Annotated in this window: 12 protein-coding genes; 6 read left to right on the top strand and 6 right to left on the bottom strand. The window is 67.0% G+C overall.

Annotated elements, in window-relative coordinates:
* Positions 1-8 precede the first annotated feature (8 nt).
* From F467_RS0109810 to F467_RS0109800, 3 genes are all read right to left on the bottom strand, one after another.
* Positions 9-275, bottom strand: coding sequence for a DksA/TraR family C4-type zinc finger protein (locus F467_RS0109810; protein WP_018139328.1), 267 nt, complete (start codon positions 273-275; stop codon positions 9-11).
* A gap of 66 nt (positions 276-341) precedes the next feature.
* Positions 342-1541, bottom strand: a complete 1200-nt coding sequence (gene trpB / locus F467_RS0109805; RefSeq protein ID WP_018139329.1) for a tryptophan synthase subunit beta — start codon at positions 1539-1541, stop codon at positions 342-344.
* An 83-nt stretch (positions 1542-1624) separates the two neighbouring features.
* Positions 1625-2623: an LLM class flavin-dependent oxidoreductase gene (locus tag F467_RS0109800; RefSeq protein WP_018139330.1), complete on the bottom strand. Its 999-nt coding sequence runs from the start codon at positions 2621-2623 to the stop codon at positions 1625-1627.
* Positions 2624-2746: 123 nt separating this feature from the next.
* On the opposite strand from F467_RS0109800, the gene F467_RS0109795 reads away from it, so the two are divergent.
* Genes F467_RS0109795 through F467_RS0109785 form a run of 3 tightly spaced genes read left to right on the top strand, consistent with a single transcriptional unit; the run spans position 2747 to position 4986 of the window.
* A complete protein-coding gene (locus F467_RS0109795) occupies positions 2747-3217 on the top strand; it encodes an aminoacyl-tRNA deacylase (RefSeq protein WP_018139331.1) in 471 nt (156 codons plus the stop codon).
* Between the two features lie 45 nt (positions 3218-3262).
* Positions 3263-4225, top strand: coding sequence for a daunorubicin resistance protein DrrA family ABC transporter ATP-binding protein (locus F467_RS0109790; protein ID WP_018139332.1), 963 nt, complete (start codon positions 3263-3265; stop codon positions 4223-4225).
* On the top strand, positions 4222-4986 hold the full coding sequence (locus F467_RS0109785; RefSeq protein ID WP_018139333.1) for an ABC transporter permease: 765 nt from the start codon (positions 4222-4224) through the stop codon (positions 4984-4986). Before F467_RS0109790 ends, F467_RS0109785 begins: the two co-directional genes overlap by 4 nt.
* Before the next feature lie 27 nt (positions 4987-5013).
* On the opposite strand, the gene F467_RS0109780 is transcribed toward F467_RS0109785, so the two are convergent.
* The 3 genes from F467_RS0109780 to F467_RS0109770 are packed head-to-tail and all read right to left on the bottom strand — an operon-like array spanning position 5014 to position 10893.
* Complete coding sequence (locus F467_RS0109780) at positions 5014-6600, bottom strand: TolC family protein (RefSeq protein WP_018139334.1); 1587 nt, start codon at positions 6598-6600, stop codon at positions 5014-5016.
* A complete protein-coding gene (locus F467_RS0109775; RefSeq protein ID WP_018139335.1) occupies positions 6593-9667 on the bottom strand; it encodes an efflux RND transporter permease subunit in 3075 nt (1024 codons plus the stop codon). Before F467_RS0109775 ends, F467_RS0109780 begins: the two co-directional genes overlap by 8 nt.
* Entirely contained in the window at positions 9664-10893 is a 1230-nt protein-coding gene (locus F467_RS0109770; protein WP_018139336.1) for an efflux RND transporter periplasmic adaptor subunit, read from the bottom strand. Before F467_RS0109770 ends, F467_RS0109775 begins: the two co-directional genes overlap by 4 nt.
* A 161-nt stretch (positions 10894-11054) precedes the next feature.
* Between F467_RS0109770 and F467_RS0109765 the strand changes: the two genes are divergently transcribed.
* From F467_RS0109765 to arsJ, 3 genes are all read left to right on the top strand, one after another.
* Positions 11055-11531, top strand: a complete 477-nt coding sequence (locus F467_RS0109765; protein WP_018139337.1) for a TspO/MBR family protein — start codon at positions 11055-11057, stop codon at positions 11529-11531.
* A 74-nt stretch (positions 11532-11605) separates the two neighbouring features.
* Positions 11606-12619, top strand: a complete 1014-nt coding sequence (locus F467_RS0109760) for an ArsJ-associated glyceraldehyde-3-phosphate dehydrogenase (protein ID WP_018139338.1) — start codon at positions 11606-11608, stop codon at positions 12617-12619.
* A 5-nt stretch (positions 12620-12624) separates the two neighbouring features.
* Complete coding sequence (arsJ, locus tag F467_RS0109755) at positions 12625-13854, top strand: organoarsenical effux MFS transporter ArsJ (protein ID WP_018139339.1); 1230 nt, start codon at positions 12625-12627, stop codon at positions 13852-13854.
* Positions 13855-13880 lie beyond the last annotated feature (26 nt).

The following is a 13880-nucleotide window of genomic DNA, read 5'->3' as shown; positions in this document are numbered from 1 at the left end:
GGCAGGGTTCAGCGCAACTGGCTGTCCTTGGAGGCGCGCCGGTTGTAGGGGCTGAAGGCCGCGTCCGTCTCGTCATGCGCCTCCTGGCAGGGGACGCACAGGCGTACGCCGGGCAGGGCAAGGCGGCGGGCCTCGGGGATTGTGGCCCCGCATTCCTCGCACGCCTCCAGGCTCTCGCCCTCGGGGAGTTGGCTGCGCACGCGCGCCAGTGCGTCCTCGACGGTGTCGTCGATCTGTTCCTGTTCCGCGCCGTCTTTGGACCAGCCACCCGCCATCACACCATTCCGTCAAAGCCTGTTGGGTGTTAGATACCCAGGCCCTGGCAGGGAGTTCCCGAGGTGTTAGTCGCCGTGGCCGAATTCGCGGGCGACGTAGTCGATGTCCTTGTCGCCCCGGCCGGACAGGTTGGCGAGGATCGTAACGCCGGGGTTCTCGCGGCCGTACTTCATCGCCCAGGCCACGGCATGGGCGCTCTCCAGCGCCGGGATAATGCCCTCGGCACGCGACAGGCGGTAGAAGGCCTCCAGCGTCTCGTCGTCGCTGATCGCATGGTAGGCCACGCGTTCGATGGTCTTCAGGTAGGAGTGCTCCGGGCCCACGCCGGGGTAGTCCAGCCCCGAGGCGATGGAGTGGACCGGGGCCGGATTGCCTTCCTCGTCGGCCAGCAGCATGCACTTGAAGCCGTGGATCATGCCGGGCTTGCCGTAGGTCATCGTAGCGGAGTGCTCGCCCAGCTTCGTGCCGCGTCCGAGTGGCTCGACGCCGTTCAGCTGGACGCCGGCGTCCTCGATGAAGCCGGCAAACATGCCCATCGCATTGGAGCCGCCGCCAACACAGGCGACCACATGATCGGGCAGCTCGCCGCCGGTCATCTCCATGAACTGCTCGCGCGCCTCGATGCCAACCACGGACTGGAAGTTGCGCACCATCAGCGGAAATGGGTGCGGGCCTACCACGGAGCCGATCGCGAACAGGGCCTCATCGGCCTGCGACAGGTAGGACTGGAAGGCCGAGTCCACGGCCTCCTTGAGCGAACGGCCGCCGAAGGAGACCGGCACGACCTGTGCGCCCATCAGCTTCATGCGGGTGACGTTGGGCGCTTCCTTGGCGATGTCGATCTCGCCCATGTGGATCTCGCAGTCCATGCCGAAGTACGCAGCTGCCGTGGCCAGCGCGACGCCGTGCTGGCCGGCGCCGGTCTCCGCGATCAGCTTGCGCTTGCCCATGTGCTTGGCGAGCAGGGCCTCGCCCATGCAGTGGTTCAGCTTGTGCGCACCGGAATGGTTCAGGTCCTCGCGCTTGAGATAGATATGCGCGCCGGCCTCGCGGCTCAGATTGTGCGCGTAGTACACCGGGGTGGGTCGGCCCTGGTAGTGCTTGCGGATGTAGCGCAGCTCGTTCAGGAAGTCGGCCGAGCGGGCGAGCGTCAGGTAGGCGCGGTTGATCTCGGCAAAATGCGGTTCCAGTTCGGGAGGCAGGAACGCACCCCCGAACTCGCCGAAATAACCTTCCTGGTTCGGAAAATCCTTCAGGTATGACATCTCCCGCCCTCGTGCATGTTCGAAAGGGCGAATGATCCTGTGCCAGGCGCCCCTTGCCAAGCCCGTTCGCGCAAACGCTGCCCTCAGGGGGGTGACAGGCGGTCGCAGACCTGGGCGGTGAGCTCCAGGGAGCGACGACGGGCGTCGTGATCAAAGGTCGTGGTGGTCAGGATCAGCTCATCAACCTGCGTGGCTTCAAGGAAGCGGCGCATCTCCCGCTCGACGGTGTCGGGTGCCCCGATCGCGGAGCAGGCCATGGTCTGTTCGACAATCGCCCGTTCAGCCCGGTCGAGCTGTTCGCGGTAGTGCGGGATCGGGGGCTGGATCGGTTCGGGTCGGCCGCGGCGCAGGCTGATGAAGGCCTGCTCCATGGAACTGGCCAGCGTCTGCGCATCGGTATCGGTGTCGGCCACATAGACGTTGTAGCCGGCCATCACGTAGGGCGCATCCAGGTCCGGGGAGGGTCGGAATTCGCGGCGGTAGATCGCGATCGCGTCATGCAGCTGACCCGGGGCGAAATGCGAGGCAAAGGCGTAGGGCAGCCCCAGGTGCGCCGCAAGCTGGGCCCCGAACAGGCTCGATCCGAGGATCCAGACCGGAACATGCGAACCGGCGCCGGGTATCGCCCGAATGGCCTGGTCCGGAGCGGGGTCCGCCAGGTAGCCCTGCAGCTCCACCACATCGCGTGGGAACTGGTTGGGGTCGCTCTCCGCGCTGCGGCGCAGGGCGCGGGCCGTGGCCGGGTCTGTCCCCGGTGCACGGCCAAGCCCGAGGTCGATCCGACCGGGAAACAGGGCATCCAGTGTCCCGAACTGCTCGGCGACGATCAGCGGCGCGTGGTTGGGCAGCATGATGCCGCCTGCACCCACGCGGATGCGCGCAGTGGCGGCCGCGACCTGGCCGATCACCACAGCAGTCGCCGCACTGGCGATCCCCGGCATGTTGTGGTGCTCGGCGAGCCAGTATCGCGTGAATCGCAGTTCGTCCGCCCGCCGGGCCAGGTCGAGGGTGTTGTGCAGGGCCTGCCCTGCGTCCGACCCCGCGGTGATCGGTGCGAGATCGAGTATGGAGAAGTCCGTCATCGGGGCATTGTAGGACAGGGAGTGTTGTGCCGATTGTCGGTTGACGGGGTAGCGGGGAATCGAGGCACCGTGCGGGCAGAGTGGGTCTATAGTCCGGGGTAGGGACGGCAAGAGGGCCGCAGCATGGGCATCGCGAGAACCCTGAGTGACTATCTGGCGGCACAGGGTGTCGCTTATGAACTGGTTCGGCACCCGTATTCCAGCAGTGCCACCCGAACGGCAGAGGCCGCGCACGTGCCCGGTGATCGGCTGGCGAAGGCCGTGCTGGTGGAGGATGCCGGCCATTACATGCTGGCGATCCTCCCGTCGTCGCGGCGCCTGCACTTCGGGCAGCTCCACCACCTGATTGGCGAACACGTCGGGCTGGCCACCGAAAGGGAGGTGGCGGAACTCTTCCCGGATTGTGCACTGGGCGCGATCCCGGCGCTGGCCGAGCCCTACGGCCTGGAGGCGATGCTGGACGAACATGCCCCCACCGAGGGGGATGTATATCTCGAGGGTGGCGATCACGAGACCCTGGTGAAGCTGCCGGCCCTTGCCTGGCGGGACCTCCTGGGTGCCGCCCGGCACGGGTTATTCAGTCGGCATTTGTAGCCGCTGTCGGTTGCACCATCGGCGTGTGCGGTGAATGCTGCGCCGATGGATATCGCGATTCGTTTGCAGGGGCTGGTGCGCGGTTATAACGGCACCCGCGCGGTCGATGGTGTTGATCTGGAAGTCCCGAGCGGGAGCATCCTCGGTCTTCTGGGGCCGAATGGTGCCGGCAAGACCACCATCGTGCGCATGCTGTCCACCCTGATCAGTCCGGATGCGGGAACAGCCGAGGTGGGCGGCTTCGATGTCGTCCGCGATGCGGCGCACGTGCGCGAGATCATCGGGCTGACCGGGCAGTACGCCTCGGTCGACGAGAAGTTGACTGGACGCGAGAACCTTTTGCTCATCGCGCGGCTGCTGGGTCTGGGTCGTCGCGATGCGCGCCGGCGCGCGGACGAGTTGCTGGGGCAGTTTGACCTTTGCGGTGCGGCAAACCGTCCGGCACAGACCTATTCCGGCGGCATGCGGCGCCGACTGGATCTGGCGGCCAGCCTGGTCGGGAACCCCGCCATCCTCTTTCTCGACGAGCCGACCACGGGGCTGGACCCGCGGGCACGCCGCGACCTGTGGCGCCTGGTGGCGGAACTGCGGGAGCAAGGCACCACCGTGCTGCTGACGACCCAGTATCTGGACGAAGCGGACGCCCTGGCGGATCGGATCGTGGTGCTGGACCGTGGGCGGATCATTGCCGAGGGGACCTCGGCGGAATTGAAGGAACGTGTGGGTGGCCGCTCGCTGTTCGTGGTGGTGGCCGACTCGGCCCGGCTCGATGATGCGGCCGAGCAGATCACACGTATCGTCGGGGAGGGCCCGCAGGCGCGGGACAACACCCTGAGTGTCGCCGTGACGAGCAGTAGCGTTGTGCCGAAGGTGCTGCGGGCCCTGGATCAGGCGGGGATCGAGGTGGTCGAACTCGGTCTGCGCACTGCGAGCCTGGACGATGTCTTTCTGGCGCTGACCGGGCATGCGGCCGAGGTCACGTCCGAGACGACAGAGGAGGGCGCATGAAGGCACTGGACCAGACGCTGGCGCTGGCCTGGCGCAGTCTCGTGCAGGTACGTCGCAATCCTTGGGAGCTGGGGGATTATTCCATCCAGCCGATCCTGTTTCTGGTGCTGTTCCTGTACGTGTTTGGCGGGGCAGTGGCCGGCTCGACCGAAGCCTATCTGCCGTTCGTGCTGCCGGGCGTGATCGCGATGAACATGCTGTTTGTCACCGTGTATGTCGGGCACGGCCTGAATACGGATCTCACACGCGGGGTGTTCGACCGTTTTCGGGCCCTGCCCATTCCGCGCTGGGCGCCGCTGGCCGGGCGCATCCTGGCCGATCTTTTGAAGCAGGCGCTTTGTATCGCGCTGTTACTGATCGTGGGGGTGTTGCTGGGGTTCCGGGTCGAGACCTCGGTCTGGGAGGTGCTGGCGATGGTGGCGCTGGTGCTGGTCTTCGCCTCGGCCGCATCGTGGATCATGGTCCTGGTGGGTGTTCTGTCCCGCGACCCCGAACATGTGCAGCTGTTCGGTTTTACGGCGTTGTTCCCGGTGACGTTCGTCTCCACCGCCTTTGTACCGCTGGATACCATGCCCACCGTGCTGCAGCCCTTCGTGCAGGCCAACCCCGTCTCGTTGCTCGCGGACGCCTCGCGCGCCCTGTTGAGCGGAGGCGACGCGCTGGAGCCCGCTTTGTGGACCCTTGTCTGGGCTGCAGCGATCGCGGTGATCTTTGCACCACTGTCGGTCTGGGCCCTGAATCGGCGTCTGGCCCGGGGATAGGGGCTCGGGTAAAGCGCTAACCCGGAATCACATGCGCAGGTCCACGCGTTCGGAGCCTGGCGCGTCGATGCCGCGGTGCAGCAGCAGCGTACCGCTCGCGTTCAGGAGTTCGGTGGTTAACTGGCGAAAGCTCACCACGGTCTCGGTCAGGCGGAGACGGCTCTCGAGCAGGTCGCGCTGGGCCTGCGCCACGGCCAGTGCTGTGCCGGCTCCGACCCGGAATCGGGTCTGTTCGACTCGCAGGAGTTCCTCCTGCAACTCGATGGTCTCTTCCTGCGCGCGGATCTGCTCGCGCACGCGGGCGGCGTCGAACCAGACCGAGCGCACGTCTTCGATCGCCAGCTGTTCCAGATTGGCCAGGGTCTCGGCGATCTGCTGCCGGGTAAGGCGGGCGCGGGTGTGTTCGGCTTCCGCCGCACGGTTGCCGATCGGCATCTCGAAGCGCAGCCCCGCGGCGAGGTCGTAGCCGTCGCCCTGGGTGTCGCGGAAGGTACGCCCGAAGCTGTCCGCATAGCCCGATTGTCCTAGCGTGACGAAGAAGTCCAGCCGGGGGAGCAGTCCGTTGCGGGTGCGGATGACCTCCAGCTCGTCGCGCTGAACCCGCAGGCGGGTCTCGTTCAAGTCCGCGCGGTGATCGCGCGCCAGTGCCACATAGGTATCGAGCGGCTCGATCTCGTAACGGTCCAGCGCCGGTTCGGAGCTGGTCAGCAGCCGCGTGTCCCACAGGCCCCCGTCGCCCTGGAGCAGGCGCGCCAGGGTGTCCTGGGCGCGGGCGCGCTCGCTGCGGGCATCGATCAGCCCCTGGCGACGCAGGGCGACCTCGGCGCGTGCGGATACGGCCTCGGTCTCCGGCCGATCACCGGCATCGATGCGGCGTTGTGTCTCGTCCAGCTGCTGGCTGGCGACCGCCAGGGCCTCCTCGAAGATTTCGATCTGCTCGCCGGCGAGGACCAGGTCCCAGTAGGCCGTCTCGACGTCGGTGATCAGCTGCTCGACGAAGGCGCGCACCTCGTACTCCGTGGCCTCGACGTCCAGCCCGGCCTGCTGCAGGCGCACGAGATTGGACTCGATTCGGCCCCCGCGCAGAAGGGCCTGGGTCAGCGTCAGGCCGGCGCGGGAGGAGAACTGGGTCTGGTCGACCCGCGAACTGCTGGCGCGCTGGCTGCGCACGGACAGGCTCAGGTCGGTACCCGTCGGGAGCGACTGACGAACGCCCGCCTCGCCGAAGCGCTGGGTCGAGGTAACCTCGTCGGTGTCTTCTTCGGCTTCCTCCAGCAGGCGCACGCTCTGGTCCCGGCTGACCTCGACCTCGGCGAACAGCTCGGGGTCGAACACGGCGCGCTCCTGTGCCTCGAAGGTACCCGCGATCGCGGTCTGCAGGCGTTCGGCGCGCAGGCCACGGTTGCCTTCCAGTGCCCGCGCCACGGCTTCTTCCAGCGAGAGCGTCTCCTCACCGACCGGTTCGCGGGCGAACGGATCGATCGCCATCAGCTGCTCGGCCGGCAGTGAAAGGCGCAACCCGTTGCCGGTCGGCTCGTCTTCCTCTGCCGTGGCGGGAATGGCCAGGGCGAGCGAAGCCAGCAGTGGCAGGGCGACTCGGTACGGGCTAGGCATCTTCGGTTCCGGCTCGGTAGACGGGCTGCGGGCGCTCGCCGCGACGGTGGAACAGCAGGTAGAGCGTCGGGATCAGCACCAGGGTGATCAGGGTAGACGACAGCAGCCCGCCGATCACTACCCGCGCCATTGGCGCCTGGGCCTCGCCACCGTCGCCCATGCCGATGGCCAGGGGCGAGAGGGCCAGTATCGTGGTCAGCGTGGTCATCAGGATGGGTCGCAGACGCTCGCCGGCGGCGGCCACGACGGCCTCGTGCAGGTCCATGCCGTCGTCGCGGTGTCGCCGGGCCATGCGGTCCACCAGCAGAATCGCATTGTTCACCACAATCCCGACCAGCAGCAGGACCCCGATCAACGACTGCACGTTGAGCGTGGTGTCGGTGACGATCAGCGCCCCGGTGACCCCGATGATCGCGAGCGGGATCGAGAACATCACGATCAGGGGATCGCGCAGGGATTCGTACAGGCTGGCCATGACCATGTACACCAGCAAGGTAGCCAGCATCGTACCCAGCAGCAGCTCCGAGAAGGCGGCTTCCTGTTCTTCGATGTCGCCCGTGACGGAGTAGTCGATCTCCTCGGGCAGCGGGATGTCGGCCAGGGCCTCGCGGACCGAGGCCGCGACTTCACCCAGCGAGCGGTCGCCCAGATTGATGAACAGCGTCCGTACGCGGGCCTGTTCACGTCGTTCGATGCTGTCGGGCCCGATCTCGGTGTCGAAGGAAATCAGGCTGCGCAAGGCGACGCGTTCGCCGTCCTCGCTGCGCACGGTCAGGTTGAGCAGGTCGTCCAGCGAGCTCTGGTCCGCGTCGCGCAGCTGCACCCAGATGCGAGTCTCGTCGCCTCCCGCGCGCAACTGCCCGGCGCTGGAGCCGCCCAGCGCGGTCTCCAGCGTCTGGGCAATAGTACGCACATCCACGCCGAGGTCGGCGGCGCGGTCACGATGGATACGGGTGGCGAATTCGGGCTGGCCGCCATCGGTCCCCACCCGCGTATCCGTAATACCGGGGACATCGGCCAGCGCCTCCTCGAACCGTTCGAGCACCGCATTCATGGTCGACAGCTCGAAGCCGCGCACCTCGACCGACAGGCGTTCCTCGTCATCGCCACGCCCGAATCCGCGGAAGAAGATGCCACTGGATGCGCGGACACGGATCTCCGTTCCCGGCGGGGTGCCCAGGGCCTCGCGCAGGGCAGCGGCAATCTCCTCGGAAGAACGGCTGCGACTGTCGCGCGAACCGACCATTACGCGCATGTTGCCGGACGCGGGCGACGACGCTCGGAAGGCAGAGGCGCCAGAGCTGGACACCAGGTTCTGCAGCTCCGGCACCTCGTCGCGAATCACCTCTTCCAGGCTGGCCATGGTGGAATACAGCTCGTCGAGTGGTGTCCCCGGTTCCATGGAGACATGCACGCGCAATTCACCCTCGTCGGTGGCGGGCAGAAACTCGGTGCCGACGCCGCGCAGCCCGGCCAGTGCGATGACCATCAGCAAGGCACTGATCCCGATCACCATCCAGGGATGCGCCAGGGTGCCGCGCAGCAGCCCCTGATAGCGCTGTTCCATGCGGGCGAGGGCGCTGGTGTCGCGCTTCGGCATCGGGGCACGCGCCATCAGCATCGGCACCACGGTGAGGGCCACGATCAGCGAGGCGGCCAGCGCGAAGGCGACTACGGCGGCAAGTGGTTTGAACAGCTGCCCGGCCAGTTCCTGGGCGAAGAACAACGGCAGAAAGATGGCGACGGTGGTCAGCGTACTGGCGATGATCGCGGGCGCCACGCGCCCGGTACCACTGACAGCCGCCTCGACCGCGCTTTGCTCCGCGTGTTCCTCTCGCCTTCGGGCGATGCTCTCGATCACCACGATCGCGTTGTCGACCATCAGGCCCACACCCAATGCGATCCCGCCCATGGTCATCAGGTTGAGCGAGTGTCCACCAAAGTAGACCAGCCCGAAGGTTGAGATGACCGCCAGAGGAATCGCGGTGGCCGCCACCAGCGTGTAACGGATATTGCGCAGGAAGACGAGCAGGACCAGGACGGCCAGTGCGCTCCCGTAGAGGATGGACTGCCCGACATTGGTAATGGAGCTGCGGATGAATCCCGCCTCGTCCGTGACGGCGCGGATGTCGATCTGCGGGAAGTCGCGGTTGAGACGGACCAGTTCGGCGTGGACCGCTGCGGAGACCTCCACTGTATTGGCGTCCGCCAGTTTGCGCACGGCCAGCTGGACGCCTTCTTCCTGGTTGACTCGGAAACGACGGGTGACGCGCTGGTGGGTATCGCGGACCTCGGCGACCTGATGCAGGTAGGTCACGCCATCCTCGCTGCGCTGAACCACGGTATCGCGTATCTCGCCCACCGAGCGGAACTCGGCAGGTGTACGCAGCCGGTATTCACGGCGACCGTCCATGATCGGGCCACCCGGAGTGATCACGTTGGCATCGCGGATGCGGTTGCGCAGGTCGTCCAGCCCCAGGTCGATCGCCTGTATCCGGTCTGGATCGACCTCCACGCGGACCTCGCGTTCGAGCCCGCCAAACGTATCCACCGCAGCCACGCCGGGGATGCGCTCCAGGCGTGGCGCAATGCGGTTGTCAATCAGGGTGCGCAGGTGAATGGCATCGAGCTGCGAGCCGACGCCCAGGCGCATGATGGGCGAGTCCTGGGTGTCGAACTGGCGCACCAGGGGGCGATCCGCCCCATCCGGCAGCTGACCTTCAATACGCGCCAGACGATCGCGCAGGTCATCAACGGCCTGGCGGATATCCGTGCCCCAGGCAAAGTTGACGCGCACATTGCTGTTGCCTTCGGCCGAAGTGGACCGGATCTCCTGGGCCCCGGTGATTGCGGCCGCTGCCTGTTCCACCGGGCGGGTCACCAGTTGCTCGACCTCCTCGGCCCCGGCGTTGGGGTAGGAGGTCATCACCGTGACCACCGGATAGGTGATGTCGGGCAGTAGGTCGACCGGGAGGCGGGTCAGCGCGGTCAGGCCCAGGATCACCACGATCAGGGCCACCATGCTGGTCAGCACGGGGCGGTGGACGGTAAGTCGAGCCGGATTCACGGCTCTTCGGTCTCCGACAGGTCCGGGGCGAAGTCCGCGCCGGGCACACTGCGCGGGTCGGTCAGGCGCAGCGGGGTGCCATCGGCGAGCAGGTGTTGCCCCAGCACCACCACCTCGGTGCCCTCGGGCAACTCGGGTTCCAACAGCTCGATCCAGTTGCCGTCACGCACGCCGGTAACGGCCATGTGGCGGCGCGCCTCTGGCCGTTCGCCGCTACGGTCTACGCTGAACAGGGTGGGACCCGCCTCGCGCTGGATGATGGCGTCCCGCGGTATCGCCAGCGTGTCCGAGCGCTGGCCGAGAGTGATCGCGGTTTCGACAAACATCCCGGGCCGCAGGCGTTCATCGTCGTTCGGTACTTCGACCTCGATTCGTGCCTGGCGCGAACCCGGGCGAAACTCGGGGGAGATCCGTGTGATGGTGCCTTCGAATAGCGCGTCGGGGTACGAGGAGGTGCGCACGGTCGCTTCCTGGCCGCGCGAGATCCGCGAATAGTCCGCTTCGGTGACTGCCAGAATCGCGCGGACCGGCTGCAGTGTGACGAGTGCCAGCGCGGGTTCGTTGGCGCTGATCACCGAGCCGGGGTCAACCAGGCGTTCGGCCACCCAGCGGGTGGTGCTGCCCGGGTCGGCGTCGATACGCGTGTAGCCTAGCTGGATTTCGCGGGTGCGCAGGGCAGAGCGGCGTTGTCGAATCTGGGACTCGGCAAGGGCCACGCGGGTCTGTGCCAGGGCGAGTTCGGTTTCGGCGGCCTCCAGCTCCGAGCGCGAGGCGATCCCCTGGTCGCGCAATTCGCGGGTGCGCTGCAGGTCGCGCTGGGCGGCGTTACGGCTGGCGACGGCCTCCGCCAGGCTGGCTTCGGCCACTTCCAGCTCGGCCTCGGCCTGCGTGACGTCCTGCTCGAATTCCTCGGTATCCAGTTGCAGCAGGGGGGCGCCCGGTTCGACTCGGTCGCCCAGGTTGACGAAGACTTCGGCCACACGGCCCCCGACGCGCGGCGTAATCACGATACGGTCGGCGCCCTCGATGCTGCCGGTGAATCGGCGGCGCTCCACCAGATCCTGTTGTTGCACGGTGGCCACCGCGACGGCCACGGGCCGTGTCTCGCCGCCACCCGCGCGCGAGGAAGAGGCCTGTTCGTCATCCGGGCCCCAAAAGAGCCAGGCGAGCACACCGCCCGCCAGGAGGAACAGGACCAGGGTGATCACGGTGGACAGCTTGGGCATGCACGCGGCTCGAAATGGGTGAACGGGATCACGTTATGCTGCGAGTGTGCCGCAAGCCGCTGAATCGCGCATGAACCTCGTTCATTTTGCTGATTTCGGTTCAAATACGCTGGGCCGGCGTCTACAAGCAAGGGTACGGGACGCGCGAGAGAGGAGGGTCGATGACCAATACAAGGGATGGGGTCGGACTGGTGGGCTGGGTGGCCCTGGTGTTCCTGGTGGCCTCCGCGGGCGGGTATGCGACCAGCCTGTCGGTGCAGGACTGGTACCAGACGCTGGAGCGACCCGCGCTGAATCCACCCGATGCCCTATTCGGCCCGGTCTGGACCGTCCTGTTTGCGCTGATGGCCGTGGCCGCCTGGCGGGTATGGCGTCGCACCGGCTTCGCGGGTGCACCGCTCGCGATGGGGCTGTTCCTCGCCCAGCTGGTGTTGAACCTGGGCTGGTCCGTGCTGTTCTTCGGCATGCAACGGCCCGATCTGGCACTGGTCGAGATCCTGATCCTCTGGCCCCTGATCCTCGCGACCCTGATCGTCTTCTGGCGCCACGACCGAATCGCGAGCGCGCTGCTGGTGCCGTACCTGCTGTGGGTAGGTTTTGCGATCTACCTGAACGCGGCTATCGTCGCTCTCAACTAGGGGCACTGCTCAGCCTGTAATGCGGTTGTCATGATCGGGAGGTATCCTGACGCGATTTTTCGCGGGAGGGCGTCATGGCCGTACGGGTCGGCATCAACGGGATGGGGCGGATCGGCCGCCTGGCGCTGCGTGCGGCTTGGGATCGCGATGACCTCGAGATCGTGCACCTGAACGAGGTCGCGGCGGACGGCACGGTTACCGGGCACCTGCTGGAGTTCGATTCGGTGCACGGGCGCTGGGATCGCGGCATCCGGGCCGAGCCGGATGCGCTGCAGATCGACGGCCGCAGCCTGCGCCACACGCAGCTGGGCGAACCGGGGCAGGTGCCCTGGGCCGAGTCCGGTGTAGATATCGTGATCGATGCCAGCGGCGCCTTTCGCACCATGCAGACCCTGCAGCCGCACTTCGATCGCGGGGCCCGGCGTGTGGTCGTCGCGGCGCCGGTGAAGGACGAGCTTGCGCTGAACGTAGTGATGGGCGTCAACGATTCGGCCTACGATCCGGCCCGGCACCGCGTCGTCACCGCTGCCTCCTGCACCACCAACTGTCTGGCGCCCCTGGTCAAGGTGCTGCACCCGGCCCTGGAGATCCGCCACGGGTCGATCCTGACGGTGCATGACATGACCGCCACGCAGTCGGCCGTGGATCTGCCGCGCGACAATCTGCGCCGGGCCCGTGCGGCCGGGTTGAACCTGATCCCGACCACCACCGGCTCGGCGAAGGCGATTGGTGACATCTTCCCGGAACTGAACGGACGGCTGAATGGCCATGCCGTGCGCGTGCCGCTGATGAATGCCTCGCTGACGGACTTCACCTTCGAGGCGGCGCGCGAGACCTCCGCGGAGGAGGTGAACGAACTGCTGCGCTCGGCGGCCGAGGGCGAACTCGCCGGCATCCTGGGCTTTGAGGAACGCCCGCTGGTCTCCAGCGACTTCCGCACCGACCCGCGCTCGTCCATTGTCGATGCGCAGTCGACGATGGTGGTGGATGGGACGCAGGTGAAGGTGCTGGCCTGGTACGACAACGAATGGGGCTATGCCAACCGGCTGGTCGAACTGGTCGCGCGCGTGGCCGAGCAGGGCGTGTAGGACGGATGGGCAGCCCGGCCGAAACGCCGAACGCACCGCCCACCCTGGGGCTGGGCGCCTACGCGCGCATCACCGCGAACTACTGGGCGTTTACCGTCACTGACGGTGCGATTCGCATGCTGGTCGTGCTGTTCTTCCACCAGCTGGGCTACAGCCCGCTGGAGATCGCGTTCCTGTTCCTGCTCTACGAGCTGTTCGGGGTGATCACCAACCTGACCGGCGGCTGGCTGGCCGCGCGGCTGGGGGTGAACACGACGATGATCGCCGGGACGCTGCTGCAGGTCGCCGCGCTGCTGATGCTCACGGTGCCGGAGGCGTGGCTGGGTGTGGCGTACGTGATGTTCGCGCAGGCCCTGTCGGGCATCGCCAAGGACCTCAACAAGATGAGTGCGAAGTCCGGGGTGAAGCTGGTCGCCGGCGACGGGGCGGGGCGGCTGTTTCGCTGGGTGGCCGTGCTCACCGGCTCGAAGAACGCATTGAAGGGGGTGGGCTTTTTTGCCGGCGGCGCGCTGCTGTACTCGGTCGGGTTCCAGCTGGCGCTGGTGATCCTGGCCGCGATGCTGGCGGTGGTGATGCTGTTCTCCATCGTCGGGCTGCCGCGCGGGCTGGGCAAGGTCGGCGGCAAGCCGAAATTCACCCGGATGTTCTCCAACTCCGCGGCGATCAATGTGCTCTCCGCCGCGCGTTTTTTCCTGTTCGGCGCGCGCGATGTCTGGTTCGTGGTCGCCCTGCCGGTGTTCCTCAGCGCGACCCTGGACTGGAACCACATGCAGGTGGGGGCGTTCCTGGCGCTGTGGGTGATCGGCTACGGCATCGTGCAGGCGTCGGTGCCGCGTCTGCTGGGTCGGGGCGGGCTGCATCCAACCGGGCTGACCGCGCGGTTGTGGGCCTTCATCCTGATGCTGCTGCCCATCGGCATCGTGATCGGCCTGGAGACGGAGCTGGACCCGGCCTGGGTACTGATGGTCGGGCTGGGCGTGTTCGGCGTGGTGTTTGCGATCAACTCCGCCGTGCACTCGTTCCTGATCCTCGACTATGCGGAGACCGACCGGGTCGCGATGAAGGTCGGCTTCTACTACATGGCCAACGCCGGTGGGCGTCTGATCGGCACCGTCGCCTCCGGTGCCATCTTCATGGTCTGGGGCCTGGAGGGCGCGCTGATCGCCTCCACGCTGTTCATCTTCGCCACCTGGATGATCTCCTCCCTGCTCCCTCGGGTACCTGCTCGGGCCTGAAAGGGTGGCCCCACGCATGGTTCCGG

It is taken from the genome of Thioalkalivibrio sp. ALJ12 (assembly GCF_000378305.1).
Classification (GTDB): domain Bacteria; phylum Pseudomonadota; class Gammaproteobacteria; order Ectothiorhodospirales; family Ectothiorhodospiraceae; genus Thioalkalivibrio.
This window is presented reverse-complemented; position numbering and strand designations above follow the sequence as displayed.